General features: G+C 40.0%; 22 protein-coding genes. 12 read left to right on the top strand and 10 right to left on the bottom strand.

What is annotated here, in order from left to right; translation table 11 throughout:
- Both H5089_RS09585 and H5089_RS09580 read left to right on the top strand, forming a co-directional pair.
- Positions 1–625 (top strand): ABC transporter permease (locus H5089_RS09585; RefSeq protein ID WP_182712083.1); only part of this gene is annotated, 625 nt, incomplete at its 5' end.
- Between the two features lie 14 nt (positions 626–639).
- Positions 640–1,140 carry a DUF3299 domain-containing protein gene (locus tag H5089_RS09580; RefSeq protein WP_004335523.1) on the top strand — a complete coding sequence of 167 codons (501 nt, stop codon included), beginning with the start codon at positions 640–642 and terminating at the stop codon, positions 1,138–1,140.
- A gap of 69 nt (positions 1,141–1,209) precedes the next feature.
- Here H5089_RS09580 and mutM read toward each other — a convergent pair whose 3' ends face one another.
- Positions 1,210–2,019, bottom strand: a complete 810-nt coding sequence (gene mutM / locus H5089_RS09575) for a bifunctional DNA-formamidopyrimidine glycosylase/DNA-(apurinic or apyrimidinic site) lyase (protein ID WP_182712082.1) — start codon at positions 2,017–2,019, stop codon at positions 1,210–1,212.
- Positions 2,019–2,534, bottom strand: a complete 516-nt coding sequence (locus H5089_RS09570) for a hypothetical protein (RefSeq protein ID WP_004335529.1) — start codon at positions 2,532–2,534, stop codon at positions 2,019–2,021. The genes mutM and H5089_RS09570 overlap by 1 nt, the downstream gene beginning before the upstream one ends.
- Positions 2,535–2,652: 118 nt before the next feature.
- On the opposite strand from H5089_RS09570, the gene H5089_RS09565 reads away from it, so the two are divergent.
- A complete protein-coding gene (locus tag H5089_RS09565; protein WP_004335532.1) occupies positions 2,653–3,579 on the top strand; it encodes a manganese-dependent inorganic pyrophosphatase in 927 nt (308 codons plus the stop codon).
- A gap of 202 nt (positions 3,580–3,781) precedes the next feature.
- Here H5089_RS09565 and rpmG read toward each other — a convergent pair whose 3' ends face one another.
- The 3 genes from rpmG to radC all read right to left on the bottom strand — a co-directional run bounded on the left by rpmG (position 3,782) and on the right by radC (position 5,134).
- Positions 3,782–3,937, bottom strand: a complete 156-nt coding sequence (rpmG, locus tag H5089_RS09560) for a 50S ribosomal protein L33 (RefSeq protein ID WP_004335545.1) — start codon at positions 3,935–3,937, stop codon at positions 3,782–3,784.
- Positions 3,938–3,948: 11 nt separating this feature from the next.
- A complete protein-coding gene (gene rpmB, locus H5089_RS09555; protein ID WP_004335549.1) occupies positions 3,949–4,185 on the bottom strand; it encodes a 50S ribosomal protein L28 in 237 nt (78 codons plus the stop codon).
- Positions 4,186–4,459: 274 nt separating this feature from the next.
- Positions 4,460–5,134: a DNA repair protein RadC gene (gene radC / locus H5089_RS09550; RefSeq protein ID WP_024590645.1), complete on the bottom strand. Its 675-nt coding sequence runs from the start codon at positions 5,132–5,134 to the stop codon at positions 4,460–4,462.
- Positions 5,135–5,278: 144 nt separating this feature from the next.
- Here radC and coaBC point away from each other — a divergent pair, with 144 nt between their 5' ends.
- From coaBC to H5089_RS09535, 3 genes are all read left to right on the top strand, one after another.
- Positions 5,279–6,472 (top strand): bifunctional phosphopantothenoylcysteine decarboxylase/phosphopantothenate--cysteine ligase CoaBC, encoded by a 1,194-nt coding sequence (gene coaBC, locus H5089_RS09545; RefSeq protein WP_182712081.1) that lies wholly within the window; start codon positions 5,279–5,281, stop codon positions 6,470–6,472.
- Between the two features lie 111 nt (positions 6,473–6,583).
- Entirely contained in the window at positions 6,584–7,171 is a 588-nt protein-coding gene (slmA, locus tag H5089_RS09540) for a nucleoid occlusion factor SlmA (protein ID WP_004335558.1), read from the top strand.
- A 140-nt stretch (positions 7,172–7,311) separates the two neighbouring features.
- Positions 7,312–10,080, top strand: coding sequence for a prolyl oligopeptidase family serine peptidase (locus H5089_RS09535; RefSeq protein WP_182712080.1), 2,769 nt, complete (start codon positions 7,312–7,314; stop codon positions 10,078–10,080).
- A 285-nt stretch (positions 10,081–10,365) separates the two neighbouring features.
- Here the strand turns inward: H5089_RS09535 and H5089_RS09530 are convergent, their stop codons facing one another.
- The 4 genes from H5089_RS09530 to H5089_RS20420 form a co-directional block, all read right to left on the bottom strand.
- Complete coding sequence (locus tag H5089_RS09530) at positions 10,366–11,523, bottom strand: ROK family transcriptional regulator (protein WP_182712079.1); 1,158 nt, start codon at positions 11,521–11,523, stop codon at positions 10,366–10,368.
- Positions 11,524–11,597: 74 nt separating this feature from the next.
- The gene (locus tag H5089_RS09525) at positions 11,598–12,839 is read right to left on the bottom strand and encodes a glycerate kinase (RefSeq protein ID WP_182712078.1); all 1,242 of its coding nucleotides are present in this window, start codon (positions 12,837–12,839) and stop codon (positions 11,598–11,600) included.
- A gap of 10 nt (positions 12,840–12,849) precedes the next feature.
- The gene (locus H5089_RS09520; RefSeq protein WP_182692782.1) at positions 12,850–14,430 is read right to left on the bottom strand and encodes a sodium:solute symporter; all 1,581 of its coding nucleotides are present in this window, start codon (positions 14,428–14,430) and stop codon (positions 12,850–12,852) included.
- Between the two features lie 197 nt (positions 14,431–14,627).
- Positions 14,628–17,069 carry a TonB-dependent receptor domain-containing protein gene (locus tag H5089_RS20420; protein WP_182695562.1) on the bottom strand — a complete coding sequence of 814 codons (2,442 nt, stop codon included), beginning with the start codon at positions 17,067–17,069 and terminating at the stop codon, positions 14,628–14,630.
- A gap of 196 nt (positions 17,070–17,265) precedes the next feature.
- Between H5089_RS20420 and H5089_RS09510 the strand changes: the two genes are divergently transcribed.
- The 4 genes from H5089_RS09510 to H5089_RS09495 all read left to right on the top strand — a co-directional run bounded on the left by H5089_RS09510 (position 17,266) and on the right by H5089_RS09495 (position 22,267).
- Entirely contained in the window at positions 17,266–18,567 is a 1,302-nt protein-coding gene (locus H5089_RS09510) for an MGH1-like glycoside hydrolase domain-containing protein (RefSeq protein ID WP_182712077.1), read from the top strand.
- A gap of 16 nt (positions 18,568–18,583) precedes the next feature.
- On the top strand, positions 18,584–19,561 hold the full coding sequence (locus H5089_RS09505; RefSeq protein ID WP_024604532.1) for a carbohydrate kinase: 978 nt from the start codon (positions 18,584–18,586) through the stop codon (positions 19,559–19,561).
- Positions 19,558–20,757 (top strand): AGE family epimerase/isomerase, encoded by a 1,200-nt coding sequence (locus H5089_RS09500; RefSeq protein ID WP_182712076.1) that lies wholly within the window; start codon positions 19,558–19,560, stop codon positions 20,755–20,757. Before H5089_RS09505 ends, H5089_RS09500 begins: the two co-directional genes overlap by 4 nt.
- Before the next feature lie 232 nt (positions 20,758–20,989).
- A complete protein-coding gene (locus tag H5089_RS09495; protein WP_182712075.1) occupies positions 20,990–22,267 on the top strand; it encodes a cytosine permease in 1,278 nt (425 codons plus the stop codon).
- Between the two features lie 12 nt (positions 22,268–22,279).
- Here the strand turns inward: H5089_RS09495 and H5089_RS09490 are convergent, their stop codons facing one another.
- Positions 22,280–22,810: an Lrp/AsnC family transcriptional regulator gene (locus tag H5089_RS09490; protein ID WP_002957736.1), complete on the bottom strand. Its 531-nt coding sequence runs from the start codon at positions 22,808–22,810 to the stop codon at positions 22,280–22,282.
- A 195-nt stretch (positions 22,811–23,005) separates the two neighbouring features.
- Here H5089_RS09490 and H5089_RS09485 point away from each other — a divergent pair, with 195 nt between their 5' ends.
- Positions 23,006–25,147, top strand: coding sequence for a TonB-dependent receptor (locus H5089_RS09485; RefSeq protein WP_182712074.1), 2,142 nt, complete (start codon positions 23,006–23,008; stop codon positions 25,145–25,147).
- Positions 25,148–25,222: 75 nt separating this feature from the next.
- Entirely contained in the window at positions 25,223–26,329 is a 1,107-nt protein-coding gene (locus H5089_RS09480) for a DUF917 domain-containing protein (RefSeq protein WP_182712073.1), read from the top strand.
- The last annotated feature ends 92 nt before the right edge of the window (positions 26,330–26,421 follow it).

The raw sequence follows: 26,421 nt of genomic DNA, 5'->3' as shown, positions 1-26,421 counted from the left end.
TGAGCATGAGCATGAGCATGAGCATGAGCATGAGCATGAGCATGACGAACATAACAACCTAGTTGGTCACCCTAAGCAAATTACAGCATTTTTAATGGGATTTAATTCGCCTTTGTACACATTACAAATTAGGCGCAATATAAATCAATATAAGCCAGAAGCCCTGCTTGGCATTATGCCAACCGTAACACTTAAAGAGTTATGGGAAATGCTCGCCATAGTAGAAAAAATACTATTACTATTCTCAGCTGTTGTCGTGTTAGTTAGCTTACTTGGTATGTTAACGATATTGCTTGCAAATCTGAGCCAGCGACGTCGCGAACTTGCTATATTGCGCTCAGTAGGCGCTCGCCCTTGGCATTTATTTACACTTATAAGTATTGAGTCATTACTGACAACTTTACTTGGTTGCCTAGTGGGTAGTGCGCTTTACTATTTAGTTATTTTTTCAGCCAGCGGTTACTTACAAAGCCATGCCGGTATAAGCGTAAATATCACAATGCTCTCTTACTATGAACTGGGCTTAATCGGGGTTATTATGGCCGCAGGTTTTGTTATTGGCTTAATACCCGCTACTCGCGCTTATTTTTATTCACTCAGCGATGGCATGAGTATAAAAGCATAATTTTTAGGTATTTTATGACATTTTTTAAAACAGCTTTTCAATACATTGCTGCTATTAGCTTATTATTTATAAGCGTAGCGAGCTATGCCAATCCACCAAAAGAAATTTTTTGGGAAGACTTAATTCCCAAAGGTCATATGCAAATAGACACTCAAGCACAAGCTAATCACGAAGGCAGCGATCAAAACTGGGTGCAACCCGATTTAGATGCTCCAGTGGTAAAAGCGCTTGATGGTCAATCGGTAAGTTTGCCAGGTTTTGTTGTGCCACTTGAGGGCGATAGCGAAGTCATTACTGAGTTTTTACTCGTGCCTTATTTTGGCGCCTGTATACACGTACCACCACCACCGCCAAATCAAATAGTCCATGTAACGATTAAAGGTGGTGTGCCTATAGATAGTCTGTACGACGCAATCGTTGTAACCGGAATAATAAGCACAGAAACATGGTCGGGCGAAATCGCGCAGGTAGGATATAAAATGAAGGCAGTCGGTGTAGCACCGTTTGAGCTTTAAAATAAAGGGCCCGCTTTTAAAGCTGGCCCTTAAATCTCATTAAATTTAGAGTCAGTAAAATTCAAATAACTACTTTTGGCAATTTGAGCAAAAAATAGTACTGCGTTGCCCTAATCTAATTTCTTCTAATTCGTTTTCGCACGTCATACATGGCTTACCTTTGCGCCCATATACTAATAACTCTTGGGCAAAATAGCCAGGCTTACCATCACTTTGTGCAAAGTCTTTAAGCGTTGTACCACCTTGTGTAATAGCCGCCGCAAGCGTGTCTTTTATAATAGGGATAAGTGCTTGATAACGTTTGAGCGATACTTTTCCCGCTTCTCGCTTTGGATGTATACCCGCTTTAAATAACGATTCATTCGCGTAAATATTACCAACACCAACCACCACTGCGTTATCCATAATAAATTGCTTTACGGGTACTTTTTTATTGCGCGATTGTTCGTACACGCGTTTAGCAAAAAAATCATCGGTAAGCGGCTCAGGACCAAGCTTAGAGAGTAGCTTATGCACTTCACCGGGCTCTTGCCATAAGCAACAACCAAAACGACGAGGATCGTTTAAGCGCAGCGCTTTACCGTTGCCAAAAATAAACTCTACATGGTCATGCTTTTTAAGCGGCTCACTTTTATCTACTACACGCAAATTACCTGACATACCCAAATGTAAAATAGTGCTCCCAAGCTCACAATGTAAAAGTAAATATTTAGCTCGTCGCTCAATACTTGTAACAATTAGCCCTTCAAGTTGATACACATCATCGGGCACTGGCCAGCGCATACTGGCATTGTAAATATTTATCTTTGTAACAACTTGGTTTTGTACGTGGGGAGTGATACCCATTCGGCTCACTTCTACCTCTGGTAATTCAGGCATTAATTAGACTCACTTTGTGAAAAATCAAAACTAGGAAATAACTGCTGAGCAGTTTTTAAATCGAGTGCGAGTATTCGCTGGCTTCTCTTTTCGAGTAAATAATATTGTCCATCGCCTTTGTAGAGCAAATAAACCCACGGCATACTTTCGCCAGCCAACTCAAATGTAGCAACGTATAAAGGTGCATTAGGATTAAAAACAACAGACTCATTAACCCCCATTAGCGCCGCGCTTTGCCATTGGTTAACTAAATCACTAAGCTGCTGCTCAGAAGCTTTCCACACGAGCGGTATATCTTTTTGTAGTGGTGTTGTACGCCAACTTGTTCCTATTCGCTCAATTTTTTGATCAACAAATTGCAGTGTAAGTACAAAACTTTGCTGGGGGAGTACAGCTTGTAACGCTGGTTTATCCTCCCCTCCTAAAAATTGCTTATGCCAGCCATTTAAAAAGAAGATCATAATCAACATCGAAAATATTATAACGTTGTTCCAACCTTTACGGCCCAGTCGCATATAAATACACCTAATAAATTCAAGATTTTAAAGTGTAACTAAAACTTAATTGCACTGTCTATATGTTAAAGGCCGCAGACTTTGTTAGAATATCGGCAAATTTAAAGGAGTTCCGTCAATGTCTATGTATGTAGTGGGCCATAAAATCCCAGATTCAGATTCCATTTGTGGTGCAATTGCACTGGCTTATTTAAAAAACCAAATTGATGAGCCAGCAATTCCAACTCGTCTTGGTGAAGTTTCACCTGAAACTCAATTTATCCTTGATAGATTTGGTTTTGAAGCACCAGAGCTTAAGTTAAGCTACGCTGGTGAAGATGTGTATATTGTAGATCACACAGAAAAAACACAAGCACCTGATGATATCGACCAAGCTCGCGTTGTTGGTGTGGTAGATCACCATAAATTAGGTGACTTAACATCATCGACTCCGCTTGAATGTTGGATTCGTCCTGTTGGTTGTTCAAACACCATTATTAAAATGATGTATGACTTCTACAACGTAGAAATCCCTAAAGACATCGCTGGTATCATGATGTGTGCAATTTTAAGCGACACAGTTATATTTAAATCGCCAACATGTACCACAGCCGATATTAAATGTGTTGAAGCGCTAGCTGAAATTGCAGGCATCGAAGACTTTAAAGAACTTGGTATGGATATGTTCCGCGTTAAATCTGCGGTAGAAGACACACCAGCACGTGATTTAGTAATGCGTGACTTTAAAGATTTCAACATGAACGGTAACCTAGTAGGCATTGGCCAGCTAGAAGTAATCGACCTTGCTGTTTTTGACGATATTAAAGCAGACCTTGCAGCCGATATTGCTAAGCTAAAAGTTGAGGGCAACCGCCACTCTGTATTTTTACTGCTTACCGATATAATGAAAGAAGGCTCAGAAATGCTAATTGTATCTGACGATGCAAACTTAGTTGAGCAGGCTTACGGTGTAAAACCAGAGAATGATAAAGTATGGTTAGATGGTGTACTGAGCCGTAAAAAGCAAGTAGTACCACCACTACAAGATGCATTCACAAAAATCTAATGATACCAATTTTATTAAAAACATGATTATTTTATCGCATTAAATAAATCACTAATTTAATGCTATTGGTATAACGTTTTTTGATTTAAAAGCCTTGTTGGTTATGCCAACGAGGTTTTTTTATGTCAATTCGCTAATCATAGTTTAAAAACAAAAAACCCAGCCTAAGCTGGGTTTTTAAATTCTAAAAGAAGAACTAAAATTACTTAATTTTAGCTTCTTTAAAAAGAACATGTTTACGAATCTTTGGATCAAACTTTTTGATTTCCATCTTCTCAGGCATGTTACGTTTGTTTTTGTCAGTAGTGTAGAAAAAACCAGTACCGGCAGTTGAAACTAAACGGATTTTATCGCGCATGATTCAGATCCTTAAACTTTAACGCCGCGAGCACGGATTTCTGTAAGAACCGTGTCGATGCCTTTTTTATCGATAATACGCATACCTTTAGTAGTAGTGCGTAATGTTACAAAACGTTTTTCACTTTCAACCCAAAAACGGTGTGTTTGTAGGTTAGGTAGGAAACGACGTCTAGTCGCGTTTCTCGCGTGTGAACGGTGATTACCAACCGCTGGACGCTTACCTGTAACTTGACATACTTTAGACATGTCTATATATCTCCAATAACTTCGCTCGAGCTTAATTTAATCTAAGGCCGTGTATTTCCGCCCTAGAGATAAATCGAAGGGCGCTCTTTATACAGCTTTTACAGGCAAAGATCAAACACTGATCTATCCAATCAGCTCATATATGTAAATTTGATAGCGGCTAATTATAAAGATCGAATGCCCTTAGGGAAAGTAAAAACTGCATTTAAATTAAACTAATTTGCCAAAACACGTTAAACAGCTCATTTTTAACACACTTATGTGTCTAACAAAGCTAAATCAGGCCTCGCTCAGCAAACGAAACACAGGTTTCTCCACCAACAATGATGTGATCGAGCACACTTATGTCGACCAATTGCAGTGCTTGCTGCAATTTATTAGTAATAAGTTTGTCTGCTTGGCTCGGTTCTGCAATACCACTTGGGTGATTATGCGCAAAAATAACAGCGGCTGCATTATTTTTAAGGGCAGCCTTTACCACTTCACGCGGATAAACACTGGCAGAATTAATTGTGCCATAAAAAAGTATTTCGTCTTTTACTAATCTATTTTGGCTATCTAGGTATAACACCATAAATACTTCTTGTTGCAAGCCTCGCATTTGAATTGTCAGATAGTCATAAACTGAGTTAGGCGAATTAAACACTGCATCTCGTTGGCAACGCTCCTGCATATAACGTTGGCTTAGCTCTAATACAGCTTGTAGTTGCACATACTTAGCGGTCCCTAACCCCTTTTGAGAGCAAAACTCCTCAATACTGGCATTAAACAAATTATGTAGGGTTTTATTTTCATTTAATAGATGCTGAGCCAACTCAATTACATTCATTCCTGGTAACCCTGTTCGTAAAAATATGGCAAGGAGCTCAGCATCAGTAAGCGCTTTAGCTCCTTTGGAGATGAGTTTTTCACGAGGTCGAAGTGAGTTTGGAAGTGAAGTAAGTTGCATTGTTCATCCTTGAGAGGCGAAAGTGTCTTATAAATGTAATGCAAATTTAAAATTTAGCCTGTTATTTCGAATTAAAAAACTTCGCTGTACGGGTAAAGATTTGTTATTTTAAGCCCAATATTTAATAAAAACTGATGAACATTCATGACTAACTTAACAAACAAAAAAATTGTACTAGGTATTACCGGCGGTATTGCAGCTTATAAATGCGCAGAACTCGTTAGGCGATTAAAAGACGCTGGTTGTGAAGTAAAAGTAGTTATGACTGAATCAGCTAAACACTTTATTACACCACTGACCATGCAAGCCGTTAGTGGAGAAACAGTCTCTGACTCATTACTAGACCCTTCTGCTGAAGCTTCAATGGGGCATATTGAATTTGCAAAATGGGCTGACTTAATTTTAGTTGCCCCAGCTACCTGCAATATTATTGCTAAAATGGCAGCCGGCATTGCTGACGACCTACTAACAACGTTACTGCTAGCAACGCCTGCAAAAGTAGCTGTAGCACCAGCCATGAACCAGCAAATGTATGGACACGCAGCTACACAAGCAAATTTAGCCACATTAAAAGCACGTAACGTACTTATTTGGGGCCCAGGTAAAGGTGAACAAGCCTGTGGCGATATCGGCGCTGGGCGCATGTTAGAGCCACATGAGCTAGTTGCACTATGTACAGCAAAAGAGCAACCGCAATTACTTGCAGGAAAAACAATTACAATAACGGCAGGCCCAACGCGTGAGCCTCTCGATCCGGTACGTTTTATATCAAATCACAGTTCTGGAAAAATGGGTTATGCACTGGCAGAAGCCGCTTTGCAATTCGGTGCTAAAGTTAATTTAATTTCGGGCCCTGTCACTATACAAGCCCCTACTGGCGTAAACCTTATTAATATAGAAAGCGCTGAGGAGCTATTAACTGAGTCACTTACCTATGCATCACAATCTGATGCTTTTATAGGTTGCGCTGCTGTTGCGGATTATCGAGCTGCAAACATTGCGACTCAAAAAATGAAAAAGCAAGGCGACGAACTCACCCTTACTTTAACTAAAAACCCTGACGTAATTGCAGCTATTGCAAACCTTACACAAAACCGCCCCTATACGGTTGGATTTGCCGCCGAAACTCAAAATGTAGAAAGCTATGCTAAAGGTAAACTACAAAATAAAAATCTAGATATGATTTGCGCTAATGACGTATCAAAAAGTGGCTTAGGGTTTAATTCCGATCATAATGCTTTAACACTGTACTGGCACAATGAACAACTAGAATTACCAACAACAAGTAAAGTAGAAATAGCTCGCAAGGTGATCGAACAGCTGGCTAAACATCTATAAAAAGGCTGGAAACAAACTGAATAAAACATTAACATACGCCAATCATTTGAACAAAAAATGACTAGGGTTCTTAACTGCGCCACTAAGAATAACTAATAAAAAGGAATGTTCATGCCTGCGACAAAAAGAAGTAATCGCAAAGAGCAAATACTGCAAGCACTCGCACAAATGTTAGAAACTAATTTAGGACAACGCATCACCACAGCAAAACTAGCTGCTGAGGTGGGTGTGTCTGAAGCCGCGCTATACCGTCATTTTCCGAGCAAGGCGCGTATGTTTGAGGGCTTAATTGAGTTTATTGAAGATACCCTTTTATCTCGTATAAATATTATTATTGAAAACGAAAAAGAAAGCCAAACGCGCATTTATAACATTCTATTATTACTTCTAACCTTTGCTGAAAAAAACCCAGGTATTACTCGTATTTTAACGGGCGATGCTCTGCAAGGTGAGCAAGAACGTTTACGCGAACGTGTACAAACCTTGTTTGAAAAACTAGAAACTCAGTTTAAACAAGTGCTTCGTGAGCGCAAATTACGTGAAGGTAAAAACTTTCAAAGTGATGAGCTTACACTTGCAAACTTTTTACTTGCCTACGTTGAAGGCAAAATGAATCAGTTTGTACGTAGCGACTTTAAAGCAAAACCTAGTGTTCAATTTGAAAAACAATGGCTTGAGCTACAAAAAATTTGGCTGTAATGTTTGCTAAATTAATAAATTGAATACTAAAAAACGACCTGCGGGTCGTTTTGTCGTATGTAGCTGCCATTTATCTGATCCGCTCGAATTATGAACCAAACTCGTTACAATGAAACAATGTCATAATACGAGAATCAATAATGAAAACAAAACTCACCTTATTAAGCACGGCACTCGTTGCCAGCTTAACTAGCACCGGCATACACGCCAAAGAATCGCTACAATTTAAAGACGTATTTAGTTTTAAATCAGCTAAAAGCACACAACTATCTGACAATGGTCAAGTACTCACTTTTAGTGCAACGCCGTATCGTGGAAATGCAACTGGTCAAGTTTACTCACTACAAAGCAATACACTCATCGCAGAAGTAGAACGCGGCACTAAGCCTCATATTAATAAAGCCGCTAACTGGGTCGCCTTTACACAAGTACCTACCTTACTTGAAAAAGAAACAACCAAAAAAAAAGACACACTTAAAAACAATCTGGTACTCGTAAACACACAATCAGGTGCCCAACAAAGCTTTGCTGATGTAAAAGATTACACGTTATCTAATGACGGTATGTGGCTTGCTTATCGTTTAAATAAAAAAGACGATGACGCAAAAGTAGAAGATAAAACCGATAGCACTAAAAACGAAGAAGACAACGCTATCACGCCCGATAAAAAAGATAAGAGCTATGCGCTTGTTATCGTAAATTTATCTGATAAACGCACTCATACAATAGAAAACGTATTTAGCTACGCTATTAACTCAGCTAACAGCCAGCTATTAGTGAGTCAAAGTTACAGCGATGGTAATAACAACCAAATAGCGTTAATTGAGCTCAGTGACTTTAATAGCAGCGTATTAATTGATGAACCGGGCGTAATCGCAAATAAAATAGCGTGGCACCCCACTGACAATATTGCAGCGTTTACATTGGGTAACTATGTAAATGATGACACGCGCCGCCGAAGCTACACTTTACAGCTATATAAAAACGAGAAGCTCTCAACTATAGATTCACCTAATAAAGCATGGACGTTAGGGAAAACAGCCACCCTTGAATGGTCAGAAAATGGCGAGCGCTTATATTTTGAAAACCATCCTAAATTAGCAGCTAAAGTAAAAGCTAAAGAGTATACCGACGAAGCTTCATTGTACGACTTTGATACCATACGTGAGCATAAAGGTCTTAATGTATGGCACAACAACGATGCGCAAATAAAACCACGTGAAGAGCAGCAATGGAACGAAGTTAATAAAAATCGCCATTACAGTGCGGTGTATCACGTTAACTCGCAAAAAGTTGCGCAACTTAGTACACCAAACATGCCTGAGGTTGCACTAAACCCTCAGCGAGAAGTGTCTTTACTTGGCTCATCTAACATCCCCTACCTAGAAAAAATAATGTACGGCGGTTTTTTTGCTGATTACTTTGCAGTGAATATAAATACCGGTAAACAAACTCCAATTATAAGTAATTACCCGTTTAGACCGAGCCTTGCCCCTAATGGTGAGTTTGCAGCTTATTTTAGCGATAGCCAAATACAGTTAAAAGATTTAAAAAATAATAAAGTAACACCGCTTACAAAAGCGATTCAGGCAACCTTTGCTGATGATAAACACGACTACCCATCTACTCAACCTGGTTATGGTTTTGCTGGTTGGATGACCGATAGCAGCCAAGTGCTTGCTTATAGTAAATACGATATTTGGGCATTTGACGTAAAAACTAAGCAAGCTAAACGCTTAACTAATGGCAAACAAAGTAATACGCAGTACCGTGTTATTAAGCTTGATAAAACCCAAGTAGGCTTTAAAAAAGACGATACATTACTTGTCTCTGCTATTAATTTACAAACTAAACAAAGCGAAGTTGCAAAGCTCGACTTAACCACTAACACACTAACTAAGGTGCTTAGCGGTAATAAACGCTTTGATATGGTTAAAAAAGCCAAAAAGGCTGACAAGTACTTATTTACCTCGCAAACTTATAGCCAATTTCCTGATTACTACCAAACAGATTTTAGCTTTAGCGCACCAAAACAAGTGACCACGCTAAATCCACAAATTAGTAATTTTGCCTGGGGCGAAAAGCCAGAGCTGATAAGCTATAAAGGCTTTGATGGCGAAGATTTACAAGGCGTACTAATAAAGCCAGCGGGATATAAAAAAGGCGATAAAGTACCGGTGGTTGTGTATTTTTATCGTTACATGAGCCAGCGTATGTTTGATTTTCCTAAAATGGAATTAAACCATCGCCCTAATTTCCCTATGTTTACCTCAAACGGTTATGCGGTATTTTTACCTGACATTCGTTTTGAAATAGGTCACCCGGGTAAATCGTCAACGCAAACCATGATCAACGCCACCCAAAAATTAATAGATTTAGGCATAGCCGACCCAGATAAAATAGGCTTACAAGGTCACTCTTGGGCAGGCTATCAAAGTGCGTTTATGATAACCCAAACAGATATGTTTAAAGCGGTTGTATCTGGCGCGCCAGTATCAAACATGACCAGTGCTTACAGTGGCATACGTTTAAAATCAGGTCTTGCTCGTCAGTTTCAATACGAAACAGGGCAAAGCCGTATAGGTAAAAACTTATTTGAAGCACCAGAGCTGTACATAGAAAACTCACCGGTGTTTTTTGCAGATAAAGTAAATACCCCTATTTTAATTATGTTTGGCGATAAAGACGATGCAGTGCCTTGGCACGAAGGCGTGCAGTACTACTTAGCGCTTCGTCGCGCAGGTAAAGATGCAACCTTTTTACAATACGAAGGTGAACCACACCACTTGAAAAAGTTTCCTAATCAGGTCGATTTTTCAGTACGTATGATGCAGTACTTTGATCATTACTTAAAAGGCAAACCTGCTGCTAAGTGGATGACACAAGGCGAAGCATTCGTTGAAGAGTAAATAACCCACACAAAAAAGCCGATATTACATAAAACAATATCGGCTTTTTCGTTTTTAAAATGTGTATTTCTTATACCAATTCGCTTAATTAAATAAGCTATTCTGAGGCTGGAAAAACGTGTTGATAGCTAGGCAAAAAATTCGCTATTTAGTTGTTCTCGGCAATTGCTCCTGCATTGCTCTACCTTCTGCATCCATGCAGTCGTAAATGAGAATTTTTTAACGCAAGTAGCGACACGTTTAGCCCCGCAAAATGATTAAGTATTATTGCGGATTGGTATTAAGCTACAAACACAACTCTCTAAATGGCAATGTGGCTGCGCCAATTGATACCGGAAAATTATCAATATTAGATACCACCAGCTTTGGCATAGGGCGTTTAGCGCCACGTCTAAATTGTGCATAAACCTCAGTTCGTGCAATAACTTTTTCAGCCAACTCTTTTGGAATATGGCCACCAATAATAATCGCTTCAGCATCTAATAATGCAGAGCAACAGGTTGCCACTAAATCAAATGAGTCTTGAACTTTAAACAGCCACTCTTCAACACCTGGCCAATCGGGGTCAAAGTTGTCATGCAGGTCGTAAATAGAAGTAACCGCTACGCCATTTTTTTTCAAAATACGTTTTAGTAATTCAAGATTGGGGTGGGCATATAATTTTGGCGGTAGCATGTCGCCAAGCTCACCTGCGTTTCCGTATGTACCGCGCAGTACGTCGCCATTATTTACAATACCACCACCAAATGCGGCCGACACAAACATATAAACAAAGTTTTTATACTCGCGTCCAATACCAGCAACACCTTCACCTGCGGCTGCGCCTGTAGCATCGTTAACAACCCAAGTAGGGAGTTGAAAATGCTGCGACACAATATCGATAATATCAACCTGCGACCACTCTTCTAGCATATGGTGGGTATTCATTTTCCCATCCATTGAGCTAAAAAAGCCAGAGATACCCACGCCCATTCCCAGTACTTTTTCACTTGGAATTTCACGCTCAGCGCTTATATCTTCTACCAGCTTTTGTGCACATTTAAGCACATTATTAATGCTCATATCCGACATTAGCTGCATATGGGTGTAAACCACCTTTCCCGTAAAATCCATTACAGCAAGCGAAATAGCATCAAGCAAAATAGCTAAGCCAAAGGTAAATCCGTAATCGGGATTAAGGGCAATGCCAAACCCAGGCTTACCTTTTTTATTAGGAATTAGCGTATCAGTTTGTACAATTACACCGTGTTGGGTTAACGACTTAAGTAAACGCGACACAGTTTGCTGTGGAATACGAGTTGCGCTCACAATATGACTTTGGGTTACGCACTTTTCCCAAAACACCACTTTTATAATATCGCGCTCAATATCTTGAAATAGCTTTTCGCCTTTTCCAAGCTCAAAACCAGAGCGTAATAAGTTACTGTTGTTTAACGAAAACATAGGTATTAACCCTAACAAAATTGGAGCACAAGATTACGTGAAACCATTATAAAGAACAAGTGGGCAAACTGCGTCTACTCAATCACTATCACTCTAAAATCATTCACATTTGTGTTAGTTGGCCCAGTAATAATTAAATCATCAATGGCTTTAAAAAACTGATGGCTATTATGACCCTCTAACTGTGCGTGTAAGTTTTCGCCAGCATCTTGTGCGCGAGCAATCGTACTGCTATTTATATACGCACCCGCTACATCTTTACTACCATCTACACCATCGGTATCACAAGCAAGTGCGTAAATACCCGCTTCGCCATTAAGTGCCTCAGCCAACGCCATTAAGTATTCTTGATTCGGCCCGCCATCGCCATAAACATCAGCAACGGTTACGGTAAGCTCGCCACCAGAGAACAACATAACGCGCTTGCCTTGGGCTTTTTGATCAAGAGCGATAGCCGCATGTTGCTTTGCAACCTCTTTAGCCTCGCCTTGAATATCATACCCTAGTACCTGGGTTTCCCAGCCTTGATGCTGTGCAACACCTATTGCGCTATCAATAGCATGCTGCGCATTTGCAACAATAAAGTACTCCCCCACTGTGTCAGCAACTCGTTCTTGCTCTGGTTTTAATAAATGCGCTTCAACCTCTGCTATTACCGGCCAATTGTACTTTTGTAAAATAGCCAGTGCATCGGCTTTAGTACTGCCATCGCTAATAGTAGGGCCTGATGCTATATCACTTGGTTTGTCCCCTACTACATCTGAAATAATGAGCGTAACATAATCCGACTTAGCGGCCTGCGCTAACTTACCGCCTTTAACAAGTGACAACTGCTTACGCACTACATTTATTTCATCAACGCTTGCACCACTTCTAAGTAAAAACTGATTAAGCTTTTGCTTTTGTGAAAAAGGCACATCATCAACAGGTAGGCACATCAACGACGAACCGCCCCCCGAAATAATAAACAAAATAGGAATATCAGCCGGATTATTTTTTACAAGCTCCAATAACTCTTTGCCAGCAGCTAAGCTGTTATCGTCTGGTGTTGGGTGGTTTGCACTAAGTACTTTAATTCGCCCAGTATCACCGCTACTTTCGTAGCCATAACGCGTTACCACTGCGCCAAAACATTTATCACCATAAAAGCGATTAACTTCGGCGGCCATTTCAGCGGCGGCTTTACCCGCCCCTACTACACACAAACCTTTGCTTGCATCTATATTTTCTAAATACTTACTCATGCAAGCACTTGGTTTACAGGCATTTACCGCAGTGGTAAATAAATCAATTAAAAACGACTTTTTAGAATCCATTAGTCACAGCTCACGAAAATATTGAAGGAATAGCTAAACAAATTAATATCATCACAACAAACATGCTAAGTAGCATAACGATATCTTTGCCAGTTAAAATTGAGTTTGATACGGTCTCGGCATTTTGTACTTTTGTGACTTCGTTTACCTCTCTTGGAATTAAACGACTCGTAACATAAATAATCACCGCAGCGCTTACAAAACCAATAAAGTTCCACCAAAACCAAAAAACATCTGGCGCAAATACCGACACCAACAAATTAATTAATACACCACTAATTAAGCCAATATTGGCATGCAATGCAGCACTGCGTTTACTTAATACAGCAACTAAAAATACCGCCAGTATTGGGCCATAAAATAACGAGCCGACTTTGTTAATAGCTTCAATAATGGTCGGCGCAATGTCACCGGCAAAAAGTGATAGTACTAAGGTAATTGCGCCCCATGCTAAACCTAAGTATTTAGCTAACTTTAAGTAAGATGGTTGGTCTAGCTCTTTATTAGATATACGGCTGTAATCTTCAATACTTACCGCCGAAAGTGAATTAATTGCAGAGCTAAGTGACGACATCGCTGCCGACAAAATAGCGACAACCAATAAACCAATTAAGCCATGTGGTAGGTAATCTAAAATAAATATAGGCATCATCCAATCAGGGTTATCTGCTGGAATTTTTGCTAAAAATTCAGGGTTACTCATTGCCAGAGTGCCAACAATTAAACCCGACACGCAATATAAAATAGTAATAGGGAAGCGCACTACACCATTTGCTAAAATCATGTAGCGTAGGTTTTTAGGATCTTTTGCACTGAGCGCACGTTGCGCTTGTGTTTGGTCACACCCATAGTAAGAAGCGTAAAGTACCACACCACCAAAAATCATCGGTAAAAAGCCAAAGCCATCACCACTAAAACCAAATGAATCAAACTTAATCGCTTCTAATCGGCTCGAATCAACATTGGCAATAAAGGTATCAACCCCACCTAAGTGATATAGTCCAAATCCAATACAAGCAATAGTACCCAGTACAATGATGATCATTTGAATTGCATCACCGTACACTACAGCTTTCATCCCACCTTGCAGTGAATACAAAACGGTTATAACACCCGTTAATACAATAGCTTGCCATGCTTCTATTCCCATGGTGCCTTGTAAAATAAGCGATACCGCGTAGATCATAATGCCGGTGGCAAACGCACGGCTAAATTGAAACACCACACTAATAAGCACACGGGTTGAGCGGCCAAAGCGCATCTCTAGATAGTCGTAAATACTAACAATGCCGCTTTTATAAAGCTTGGGTAAAATAGTCGCTAAAATTAAAATCATCGCCAGCGGAACACCCAACTCATACGAGAGCCATTGCATACCACCGCCTTCACGCAAACCAACAAATGCAGGAGCCGAAATAAAGCTAATAGCCGAAAGCTGAGTGGCCATTACCGACAAAGCCAAAGGTTTCCAACCTAAGCTTTTACCCCCTAAAAAGTAATCACTTTTATTGGTTTGTTCGCGTAGCATAAATCCCATTACCAATAAGGCACCAAGATAAAGAGCAACTATTGAAAAATCTAATATATTCATAATTTATTCGCGTATTCACAATATGAAAACACTGCGCCTTTTCAAAATTAAAATACCAAACGGCTACCTGCCCTTACCTTTTTGAATAAACGAGCCTAGTCAAAAAGATAAACCTGTAGCTAACTTAGCTGAAAAATGCATCACAATGCAAAAAGCCTATTAACCCCAAAGTGAGTTAATAGGCATAAAGCATTTATTTAAAAGTCGTATTTAACTCTTAAAGTAACGCGTCGTGGGAGAATTGGGCGACCTACAAAGTATGGGTTATCTGCCGTTTGGCTGTTACCTAGACGAGGCGAACCTTCAGTAACACCGTCAGAATCAAACAGGTTAAATACCCCAACGCTTAAGCGTACTGTTTGCTCTGGTGCAACTTGCCAGTTATAGCCTGCATCAAATCTAAATAAGTGGAATGAATCAAGTTCTACCGAGTTTGAGTCATTTGCAAAGTTTTTACCGGTAAAGTTATGGTAAATCGATGCATCCCAGTTATCTGCGGTGTAGCTAATAGATGAGTTAAATAATATTTTTGGTTTACGACGTAATTCGTTACCAATAATAGAAGGGTCTGAGTCAAATTCAGTAAATTCGTGATCGGTATAGGTCATGTTGGCATCAACAGCCCACTCATCGGTAATATCGTAACGACCGGTAAGCTCAACACCCGTTGCTTTAGTTGATTGCATAACTGGCAGCTCTAATACGCCCCCATTACCATCATTTACAAAGTCTACGCTGCGTCTGTCTTTTAAGTCAGTTCTAAATAACGCAATGCTACCGCTAAAATCGTTATCAAAAAACTTAACACCTAGCTCGCCTTGCTCAACAATTTCGGCTTCGTAGCTGGCAGGCTCGCCTAAATCATTAAACTGAATACCTCTAATTTCTGGGAAGAAAAACCCGCGAGATGCATTGGCATATACATTTAAATTATCAGTTAAGCGATATAACGCCGCCCCTGATACAGCAAATTCAGACGTGTCGACTTCGCCGTAAGTCATTACACCACTGCCCGTAGTGTTAACTTGTAAGTTAGGTGCAAGCGTTGGATCATCTGAAATCTGAACTACTTGGCTGCCTTCACGACTAATTTTTCCTTCAATTTCTTCGTAGCGAACACCAAAGTCAAAAATCCAATCGTCACTTTCCATTTGATCCGCTACGTACAATGCTCTGCGGGTAGCGCTAATGGTTTGGTTAGTATAAGAAATGCCTGGGCCACTAATACCATTTTGAGTGTACTGAACCTCATCGCCATTAACATCGGTATACGTTAAGTCGATTAAGCGAGGGTTGTTATTAAACTCACCTAAGTAAGTTGTAATAACGTTATCGTCGTCGGCTTCACTGTGCGAGAAAAATGTACCGACTGTAATATCATGGCTAAAATCACCTACAAAAATACTTTTGATGATATTAAATTCTGCAGAAAAATCTTCAGCTGGGCGGTCGCGGTCTAAAATACGGTTAGCAAATAGTAAGTCATCACTTGCAAGTGCGACACCTGAATTAACATAAGAAAACTCAGCACCGCTTGCATCACCTAGCCCTCTGTTAGCTAAGAAGTCGTCTTGGCTTTCAGGTACATTAATAATACCGTCGCCGTCTAAAAATAAATTAAATTCGTGTTGGTATTTAGCGTATTTACTGCGCATATTAATGGCAAAATCGTTAGCGAGTTCTTTTTCAAACACTACTGAAATAGAGCCACCTTTAGTAACTACACCATCGCTGATTGGCGATTCATAACGACCATTTGCTGTATCGTACGTTAAGTTAGATACTTGCGCCGTTTGCAGTGATTCGACTTCACGACCATCGTTACCAATTAAGCGCTCGCGGCTGTCGCCATCAAGTGGAATAGGTAAGTAAAACTGAGCTTGGTCGTCAATGTACTGTCCGTAAACAGTAAATGAGCCAGAGCCATCATTAAATTCTTTACGAATATTACCACGCAACTGTGTACCTTTAGTCTCAAGGCCTGTATCTAAAGGGCCCTCGTCGTAACGGTAAAAACCAGAAAGCGCATAATATAAGCCGTCTTCGTTAAGTGGACCGCTCGTTGCAAAATCTAAGCGAGTACGCCCTTGGTCAGAAAGCTCCATTTGTACGGTACTTTGCGGATCATCACTGCCCGTTTTAGAAATATAGTTAATAATGCCGGCCACAGAACCTTGGCCAAATAAATTAGATACACCACCACGCACAAACTCTACGCGCTCAATACCCAAATCATTACGGTAATACACATCAAACGCCGATGAGTTTAAACCAAAAACACTCAAACTAGGTGAACCGTCGTACGACAGTGGCGTAAACTGAAACTGACCCGATGAAGGTAAGCCTCTTACTTGTAGGTTAGTAGCGACTTCACCGCCACCGCCTTCTACTTTAATACCCGGAATATAGCGAAGCACATCCGCTTGGCTACTTGAAGACAGCTTTACCAGCTCGTCTTCACTAATAGATGTTACTGATTGTGGAGTGTCTGAAATAACACGCCCTTTACTGGTACCAGAGACGATAATACGCTCAACGTTGTTAGCTTTTTTTGCTGTATCTGGTGCAGCTTCTTCTGCTGCATAAGCGCCCTGTGCGAGGCATAAAGATACAATAGAGGCGATCGTTGTTTTATTCACGGGTATTCTCCAATTGTGCTAGTTGTCTGTGTGTATTTACTTAGAGTGTGGCTAAGCAAAGCCGAAATAATCAAGTAAATATGTTAGTTTTTTGTTACTTCGAACAGGATTTAAGCACAGAAAAAAAACATTTACAACCCATAATGAGTGCTTTAATATTATCCAAATCGGAAATAACACACAAAGAGCACCCAATATGACTACTATAAAAAGCGGTAAAATTGACTCAGCAACGGCTTCATCGCTTGCAGACCTTGCTACTAAAACACTTATAGCAAACGACTTAGGTGGCTATACAGTACCAACACATGGCCTATACCCGTTTCAGTGGAACTGGGATTCAGCCATTACAGCGCTAGGCTGGATGAAATCAGACGAAAGCCGCGCATGGCAAGAAATTGATGTGTTATTTTCAGGCCAATGGGATGATGGCATGGTGCCGCACATCTTGTTTCATAAAGATTCTAATACTTATTTTCCTGGTCCTGACGTATGGGGTTCGGATAAAAAAATTAAAAGTACATCTATTTCACAGCCACCCGTTGTGGCAACAGTAATGAAAGAAATGCTTGCCAGCGCGAAAGATAAAGCACTTGCAAAGCAAAAAGTTAAAGCATTATTTTCTCAAGTTGTTGATTACCATTTATGGTGGTACAACGACCGCGATCCTGAAAACACAGGCTTAGTGGTCACTTATCACCCGTGGGAATCGGGCATGGATAACAGCCCATCGTGGGATGACGCTCTTCATGCTGTGCCATGTGTAGATTGGGAATATACGCGCCGTGATACAAGTCATGTAGATTCTTCTCAGCGTCCACATAAAAGTGAATACGACCGATTTTTATACCTTGTAGACTTTTTCAAACGTAACAACTTTGACAGCAAAGTAATCTACGAAACCTGTCCGTACAAAATGAATGACCTAGGTATTATTGCTATTTTGCACCGTGCAACCAAAGATTTACTCAAAATGGGTGAACAGCTTGGCTTAAACGATGCTCGCACTGATTACTTAGCACAGCGTTTACAAATAACAGAGCAAGCCATAAATACTTTATGGTGTGAACAAAGCCAGTACTTTTACTGCAGAGATGTATTAACTAACAGCTTGGCTAAAGTTAAAACATCAGCCGCGCTATTAACTGTATATGCAGGTTTAACAAGCGATGAGCAAACTAAAATAATTAATACAGCCACCGAAGATTTTATTGAGTCAAGCCAGTTTAGTGTGGCTTCTACTCACCCTAAAGAGGAAAAATACGAGCCACAACGCTACTGGCGTGGCCCGATTTGGTTACACATCAACTGGATGATAGCCATAGGCCTTAAAGAAGCAGGCTTTGCAACAACGGCTGACAAAATTCAAGATGACACTCGCAACCTAGTTGTTAAGTCAGGCTACTACGAATATTTTAACCCAGAAACAGGTGCAGGATGTGGTGGTAAAGATTTCTCGTGGACAGCTGCAATTGCATTACATTGGCTACTTGACTAATAACTAAGGCAAGATCATGAAACACACAATATGCTTTGGTGAAGTACTGGTTGATTTACTTTCAAATAAATTGAGCCAAAACAGCAACGAACACGAAGCGTTTACAAAGTTTGCAGGCGGTGCGCCTGCAAACGTAAGCGTTGCTATTGCAAAGCTAGGCGGTAATGCCTACTTTGCAGGAATGCTAAGCACTGATAGCTTTGGCGACTTTTTACATAATGCATTAAAAGAGCAAGGTGTAAAAACCGACTTTATGCGTTTTACCAACCAAGCAAAAACAGCTCTCGCGTTTGTATCACTCGATAACGATGGCGATCGCACGTTTGAGTTTTACCGTGATAACACCGCCGATTTGCACTTTAGTAACGATGACTTTAGTCGCGAATGGTTTGAGCAATGCGATATTTTTCATATTTGCTCAAACACATTAACCGACAAAAACATCAGAAACACCACCGCTTACGGTGTTAAATTTGCAAAACAAAATAACTCAATTGTGAGCTTTGATATTAACTTGCGCCTCAATTTATGGCCAAGCGATGCCAACCCTCGCGAGCATATTTTACCGTTATTAAAAGACTGCTCAATTATTAAAGCCTCAAAAGAAGAGCTTGAATACTTAGCGGGTGAGCAATCGAGCGATGAGTTTATTGCCCAAACACTTAATAACGGTTGTGAGCTATTTGTAGTTACCGATGCAGGCAACCCTATGCATTGGTATACAAAAAATGCCAAGCAAACGCTTCACCCTAAAAAGGTTACTATGGTTGATGCCACCGCTGCAGGAGATGCGTTTGTAGGTGGACTGCTGTATCAACTAGGCTTACAAAACCTAACACCCAGCTCTTTTAGCGAGCTTTGCAACACGCCCGAAACACTAACAACTATTTTTGAATTTGCTTCGTTATGTGGTGCCCATGCCGCATCTTACAAAGGGGCATTTAACTCCCTACCTAACCAAAAGTCTCTACACGATTTTAGGAGCGAACTATGAAAAGCACACCTGATAACTTTAAAAGCCGTGAATTTTTAACGCAGCACATTAGCGACACGTTAGCGTTTTATGAGCCAAATATTGACGATGAACACGGTGGTTTTTACCAAAACTTTTCTGATAACGGTGAGGTATTTGATAAACACACGCGCCATTTAGTAAGCTCTACTCGTTTTGTATTTAACTATGCGCGTGCGTACCAAACCTTTAATGACGAAAAGTACCTAAACCGTGTTAAATCGGGAATTGAGTTTATTCGTAAGCATCACCTTGTTGAGCAAACAGGCGGCTATAACTGGTTATTAAAAGTTGAAAACGCTCAAGCTACCGTGCTTGATAACACCAATCATTGTTATGGCTTTGCATTTGTTATTTTAGCGTACAGCTGGGCATATCGCGCAGGTGTTACAGAGGCGCGCGAATACCTCAACGATACATTTCAAACAATGGAAACACATTTTTGGGATGCAAAAGCCGGTTTATATAAAGATCAGCATAACAGCGACTTCACAAAATGTGATTCATACCGCGGCCAAAATGCCAATATGCATACTTGTGAAGCACTTATTGCAGCTTATGAAGCCACAAGAGACGAAATATTTTTAAACCGTGCGCTCACACTTGCCGACAACATGGTTAACCGCCAAGCTAGTTTAATGGGTGGGCTTATTTGGGAGCATTACGATATAAATTGGCAGGTCGATTTAGAGTACAACAAAGACGATCCTAAAAATTTATTTCGTCCGTGGGGCTTTCAACCTGGCCATCAAACAGAGTGGTCAAAACTGCTTATGTTTTTAAATAAGCATAAGCCACAAAAATGGCTTATTGAACGCGCTCAAGCCTTATTTGATAACTCAATAAATGTAGCATGGGATAAAAAGCACGGCGGTATTTGCTACGGCTTTGCCCCTGATAAAACTATTTGCGATGACGATAAATACTTTTGGGTTCAAGCCGAAACTCTGTGTTGTGCAGCGTATCTTTATCAAGCAACAGGGGATGAAAAATATCAGCAATGGTATGACAAAATTTGGCAGTATTCGTGGCAGCATTTAGTTGATCATAAATACGGAGCCTGGTTTAGAATTTTAACCGCTGACAATAAAAAAATAGACACGATGAAAAGCCCAATAGGTAAAACTGATTACCATACAATGGGTGCCTGTTTTGATGTGCTCGAACTATTAAAGTAACTATGTAGTTATAACTTTTACAGTGTTGTGTAGACCTTTTAACCGCCAGCTTGGCGGTTTTTTTTGCGCTGGATTTAATTCACCTCAAAAAGGGTTATCAACTTAACAAAATAATATTTTTTTACAGCCATTTTTTTAAACCTAATCTTTTGAATACCACACCAATAATAGAAAATTTTGCACGCCAGCAGCGTATAGTAATATTAAAGATATAAAAATAAGAGAACAGGTAATGCCCAACGAGAAAGATCCCCACGCCATATGCACAAGCGAACAAGTTGCTTGGCCACGTATTGCCGCAATTGCTGCAATGCTAAGCTTTTCATTACCCACATTTATAACCGGCTTAGAAATTCATCAAAGTTCAAGTGTGAGTAATACACTTTGGGCATTAGTTATTGGATCTATCATTTTAACCGTAATTGGCGGTGCCATGGGCACAATAGGTGTAAAAAGTCGCTTAAGCTCTTATCTGTTAGTAAAAATAGCCTTTGGTAATGCAGGTGCTGGCATTGTAAATATAGCTTTTGCTTTGTCATTAATTGGCTGGTTTGGAGTAAATATTGACTTGTTTTCGAATGCAGTAGTACGCCTACTGAGCGCTGAATTTAATATTATTATGCCTGAGTGGCCAATTGATATAGCTGCTGGCTGCGCCATGCTCATAACCACATTATACGGATTTAAAGCTATTAATGTACTGGCCTCTATTATGATCCCCATTTTAGCTGTTGTGACCGCAATGATGCTATTTGGCGCATTAGATAACATGCCATTTATTGATTTTATTAATTTAGAAAAGTCAGCAGACTTATCACTTGAAGATGGTGTAGCCGCCATTGTTGGTGGCGTTATTATTGGCGCAATTATCTTGCCCGATATAACCCGTTTTTCTAAACAAAAACGTGGCGGCATATACACCTCTTTTATTGCTTATATGATTATTGAACTGCTCGTTATTTTTGTAGCTGTATTTGCAGCAGCCGCCATGCAAGAAACCGAAATACTCAGTTTAATGCTTGCGCTCAACCTAGGATTTTCGGCTTTTTTTATTGTGATTGCAGGAAGTTGGATTTTAAATTCACTAAACTTATACAGTACCGCACTCAGTGTAGAGGCAACTTTTCCGCATTGGCATAAAAAGTGGGTTATTGTTTTATTAGGGCTAGTAGGAATTGGCGCGGCATTTATAAATATTTTAGATATGTTTATTAGCTTTTTAGCATTTTTGTCAGATATTTTTGTGCCCGTTGCAGGCGTTATTATTGTTGATGCATTATTTATAAAGCCTGATGCGTACAACGCCAGTACGCTTACCAATAACGCGCGCTTTTCTGTACCTGCATTTACGGCTTGGTTTGTAGGTGCGGCATTTGCAGTGTGTAATGGGGCGATATTTAACGTGTCATTGAGTGGCATTACCGTTATTGATGCCATTATTTTAACCGCAATTATTTATACTTTTTTTGTAAAGGTAATTAAACCAAAACCAGTTAATAAGCACTTATAACTAATCAAGGCGCTAATCAGCGCCTTGTTCGTCTTCTTCTATTTTCATTTCGTCTCGCCATCTTAGCTTTTCAAGCGGGTAGCCTAAAAAGAACTTGGCTCGCTCAAGCACGATACGTGTGGTTAATTTTTTAATCGTATAATTACTACTGCCCGTTAACTTATCGCACATTGCGTTAAGCGCCTGAATATCTGCAAAACAACAAAACGAAATATAATCAATATCACCACTTAACTGCATGCAATCCATTATTTCAGGGATATCGTGTATTTCAGCTAAAAACTTACGCCTAGCAGCTAAATTATTGTCCTCAAGCGTAAATTCCATATAAGCAAACACATGCTCACATATTTGTTCAAGATTAATATCGGCATGAAATGTACGAAAATACCCAGCTTCTTTTAATGCTTTAACGCGTTGAAAACAAGCGCTGGGAGAAAGGTTTACTCGCTCTGCTAACTCTACATTAGTGAGATCGGCAGTAAGATGCACTATTGCTAATATTTTTTGGTTATATCTGTCTATTTTTATCGTTTTTTTCATAACTGGTTTCACATTGAAAAATAATTAATTTTGTAAACCTATTGTCAAAATGTACATAAAACTTAGCGCCTGCTAGATATTTTCACAATATGTTTGTCCTCATTTGAGGTTTTACAAAATATTATTTTGTCTGAAAAAGCGACAATGTTTGTACGTTAAAAACATTACCTTAGTCGTGACATTAGGACATATAACATGAGCAGATACAATAGAACAAAATTCCATAAAACGCTTTTAGCATCGGCGGTGAGTTTATCGTGCTTGTCACACGTTAATGCACAAGAACAAAATAATACAGCCAACACTATCGAAAAAATTTCTGTTATCTCTCGAGGACGTGTTGAGTCAATTCAAAACGTGCCAGACTCTGTTACCGCCTTTAGCGCCGATACGATTGAAAAATCTCGTATTACCAGCTTTCGTGATGTTGCTAATTTAACGCCTAATCTATCGCAACTTGATAACTTTAGACCCGGCCTTGCGCGCATAACTATTCGAGGGTTAATTACACCGCAAGTAGGCGATCCGCCACTGGCGTTTGTTGTTGATGGTGTAACCGCCCCCGATTTAGAGTTTATTAACCAAGACTTAGTAGATATTGAGCGCATTGAAGTTATGCGTGGCGCGCAGGGCGCGTTATACGGCAGAGGCGCTATTGGTGGCGCGGTTATTGTTACGACAAAAAAACCTATTGAAGACTTTGAAGGTAAAGTTAAAGGCTCAATTGGTAATGGTAATACTTATAACCTAAATGCAGTTGTGTCAGGGTCGTTAAATGATGAAAACACGGCTTATTTTAGAGCCGGTGGTTATATAAAAGATACCGATGGCCTTATTAAAAATACTTACACGGGTGATAAAGCCGATCCATTAAAAGAACAATCTGTATTTTCGCAATTAGAATTTGAATTGACTGAAGACACATCAATAAACCTTAGAGGTAAATACACGTCAAGCGAAGCAGGTTTTGCTTACTATCAAAGCGTAAACGATGACACCATTGAAGACTTCTCTATTAATACCTCACAAAATATTATTAACGAAGATGAGCGTGATGTATATGAGCTAAGCGCTAAGCTGACGCAACATTACGATTTAGGTAAATTTGAATTTGTTACCGCTTACAGCAATTCTGAAAATGAACATTTTTACGATGGGGACTACTCAGCTGATGCAACTTTTATAGATGAAGATGGCTTGTTTAGAGCCCCATTTGGAACTGAAGGGTTATACGACATTGAATCGTTAACTGTTGAATCTCGATTTATATCCCAGTCAGATCAGGAGTTTAGATGGTCTGTGTCGGCATTTTATCAACAGCGCGACCGCGACACTGCGGTACTTTTTTATAATGACTTTACGGATGCACAAATACTCACCCGTAAAGACTTTGCAAACGATGAACCTTACTTATCTATTATCGATAATAACAGCAGTGATGCGTGGGCTCTTGCGGGGCAATTTAACTACGATATTACCTCGCAGTTAGAGCTAACCGGCGCACTACGTTACGATCACGATACCCGTGAATCGTTCGACCCAACTAATAAAACAGATACTTACGCTAAAAAGTCGTTTAGCCAACTACAGCCAAAAGTAACTTTAGGATACCAAGTTACGGATGACTTTTTACTTTATACGGGTTATTCGCACGGATTTAGAAGTGGCGGCTTTAATGAGCCTGCAGAAGGAATTAGCCGTACCTTTGATCAAGAAGTGTCTGATAGCTACGAAATGGGTTTTAAAACATCTTTGTTTGATAGCAAAGTAACCCTTAATGGAGCTGCGTTTATTATTGACCAAGACGATGCTCAGTTTACGCAGTTTAATGTAGATACCTTCACCCTCGAAAATCTATCAATTGATGAAGTACAAACCAAAGGCTTAGAGCTAGAAGCCGCCTATGCAGCCACCAGCAATTTAAGCATAAACCTAAGCGCCGGTATTATTGATTCAGAAATAAAAAGCTTTGCACTGCGCCCTGAGCTTACTGGCAGACCACAGTTTTGGGTTCCTGAATACAACTACAGCATATCGGCCAATCATAATACGCAATTAAATGGTCAGTGGTCACTGTTTTCCCGCGCTGAGGTATTAATAGAAGGGCCTAAAACCTTCAGCATTGATATTCCAGATGTAGAGTCATCACGCTACACCTACCTCAATGCCGGGATTGGCATTAAATCTGAGCAATGGACAGTGCAAGTTTACGTAGACAACCTCACTGATGAGCGTGCCATTGAAGATATTTTTTTATATGGCGACGGGATTACTGAACTTGCGCGCCAACCTAATAAACCACGTAGTTACGGCGTAGAGCTAAGCTACGACTTTTAATTTCAACTCTCAAATAGCTGCTTTAAACAATCTTAAGGCAGCCTCTTTTTTTAGATAACCAATAGCGATACACACATGCAAATTCTTAATCGTGAACAACTAATTGATATTTTATACGGCTGCGCCATTTTAGGTACCGGTGGTGGCGGTGAGCTAAGTGAAGGCATAAATTACATTGACGAAGCCCTTGCACTAGGTAAAACGTTTAAACTTATTAGCGCAGATGAAGTACCCGCAGGCGAGCTTGTATGCACACCTTATATTTTAGGGGCAATCTCGCCACTAACAGATACGGAAGAGCGCGCTTACGCTAATCTCCCACGTACAGGTAAGCATTCTATTTTAGCGGCCTACGATCGCGCCCTTGAGTACATGGGTAAAGAATCTATTTACGGAACGATTTGTTGCGAACTAGGTGGCGCTAACACTGCGGTATCGTTTTATTTAGCGGCTATGTTTGACGGCTACATCATTGATGCCGACCCTGCTGGACGAGCAGTTCCTGAAATTACCCACTCAACCTATTATTTAAATAATTTACCCGCAGCACCAATTATTACCGCAAACGAATTTGGCGAATGCTTTATTTGTGAAAACGTTATGGATGACTTACGCGCTGAAACTGTAGTCCGTGCCCTTGCCAAAATAAGCCGTAACGACATCGCGGCCATTGATCATATTCTTCCTATTGACCAGATGAAAGATGCGGTTATTCACGGCACGATAAGTAAAGCATTAAAGCTTGGAAGAGCCATGCGTGAAGCCAACAACTCAAATGAAAACACTATTAATGTAGTTGCCGAGCAAGGTAATGGATTTGTCGCGTTTGAAGGAATTGTTAGTGAGTTTGAATTTAAAACACTTGAAGGCTTTACCATAGGCGAAGTTATGCTTGCTGGCACTGGCGAGTTTGCTGGTAACAGTTATAAAATTACGGTTAAAAACGAAAATATGGCTGCGTTTTTAAATAAAGAAGTACACGTTACCATCCCTGATTTAATTTGTTGCCTAAACACACAAGCGGGTACGCCAATCACCAACCCAAATTATGAAATAGGTATGCCTGTATCCGTTATTATTTTGCCAGCACCTGTTGAGTTTACAACACCAAAAGGACTTTCTATATTTGGCCCTAATTACGCAGGCGTTAAGAGTGATTATCGCCCTGCTATAAATAGTTAACTATTCAGCTCTAACCTGAATTATTATAAAGCTTAGCGTGGTTAGCGTTTAACCCGTTAAGCTTTTATATAAATAACTCACTTCCAACCTGT

Source organism: Pseudoalteromonas sp. SR45-1, assembly GCF_014163655.1.
In the GTDB taxonomy this organism is placed as follows: Bacteria; Pseudomonadota; Gammaproteobacteria; order Enterobacterales; family Alteromonadaceae; genus Pseudoalteromonas; species Pseudoalteromonas distincta.
The sequence above is the reverse complement of the archived record's forward strand: the minus strand, read 5'-3'. Positions and strand labels throughout refer to the sequence as shown.

What these genes read in the sequence shown, in the direction of transcription:
- H5089_RS09485 (WP_182712074.1), top strand. Translation starts at nt 23,006, where the DNA reads ATGAGCAGATACAATAGAACAAAATTCCATAAAACGCTTTTAGCATCG.
- H5089_RS09525 (WP_182712078.1), bottom strand. Translation starts at nt 12,839, where the DNA reads ATGGATTCTAAAAAGTCGTTTTTAATTGATTTATTTACCACTGCGGTA.
- slmA (WP_004335558.1), top strand. Translation starts at nt 6,584, where the DNA reads ATGCCTGCGACAAAAAGAAGTAATCGCAAAGAGCAAATACTGCAAGCA.
- H5089_RS09480 (WP_182712073.1), top strand. Translation starts at nt 25,223, where the DNA reads ATGCAAATTCTTAATCGTGAACAACTAATTGATATTTTATACGGCTGC.
- radC (WP_024590645.1), bottom strand. Translation starts at nt 5,134, where the DNA reads ATGCAACTTACTTCACTTCCAAACTCACTTCGACCTCGTGAAAAACTC.
- H5089_RS09580 (WP_004335523.1), top strand. Translation starts at nt 640, where the DNA reads ATGACATTTTTTAAAACAGCTTTTCAATACATTGCTGCTATTAGCTTA.
- H5089_RS09535 (WP_182712080.1), top strand. Translation starts at nt 7,312, where the DNA reads ATGAAAACAAAACTCACCTTATTAAGCACGGCACTCGTTGCCAGCTTA.
- H5089_RS09500 (WP_182712076.1), top strand. Translation starts at nt 19,558, where the DNA reads ATGAAAAGCACACCTGATAACTTTAAAAGCCGTGAATTTTTAACGCAG.
- H5089_RS09565 (WP_004335532.1), top strand. Translation starts at nt 2,653, where the DNA reads ATGTCTATGTATGTAGTGGGCCATAAAATCCCAGATTCAGATTCCATT.
- rpmG (WP_004335545.1), bottom strand. Translation starts at nt 3,937, where the DNA reads ATGCGCGATAAAATCCGTTTAGTTTCAACTGCCGGTACTGGTTTTTTC.
- H5089_RS09505 (WP_024604532.1), top strand. Translation starts at nt 18,584, where the DNA reads ATGAAACACACAATATGCTTTGGTGAAGTACTGGTTGATTTACTTTCA.
- H5089_RS09530 (WP_182712079.1), bottom strand. Translation starts at nt 11,523, where the DNA reads ATGTTTTCGTTAAACAACAGTAACTTATTACGCTCTGGTTTTGAGCTT.
- H5089_RS09495 (WP_182712075.1), top strand. Translation starts at nt 20,990, where the DNA reads ATGCCCAACGAGAAAGATCCCCACGCCATATGCACAAGCGAACAAGTT.
- H5089_RS09510 (WP_182712077.1), top strand. Translation starts at nt 17,266, where the DNA reads ATGACTACTATAAAAAGCGGTAAAATTGACTCAGCAACGGCTTCATCG.
- coaBC (WP_182712081.1), top strand. Translation starts at nt 5,279, where the DNA reads ATGACTAACTTAACAAACAAAAAAATTGTACTAGGTATTACCGGCGGT.
- H5089_RS09570 (WP_004335529.1), bottom strand. Translation starts at nt 2,534, where the DNA reads ATGCGACTGGGCCGTAAAGGTTGGAACAACGTTATAATATTTTCGATG.
- rpmB (WP_004335549.1), bottom strand. Translation starts at nt 4,185, where the DNA reads ATGTCTAAAGTATGTCAAGTTACAGGTAAGCGTCCAGCGGTTGGTAAT.
- H5089_RS09520 (WP_182692782.1), bottom strand. Translation starts at nt 14,430, where the DNA reads ATGAATATATTAGATTTTTCAATAGTTGCTCTTTATCTTGGTGCCTTA.
- mutM (WP_182712082.1), bottom strand. Translation starts at nt 2,019, where the DNA reads ATGCCTGAATTACCAGAGGTAGAAGTGAGCCGAATGGGTATCACTCCC.
- H5089_RS09490 (WP_002957736.1), bottom strand. Translation starts at nt 22,810, where the DNA reads ATGAAAAAAACGATAAAAATAGACAGATATAACCAAAAAATATTAGCA.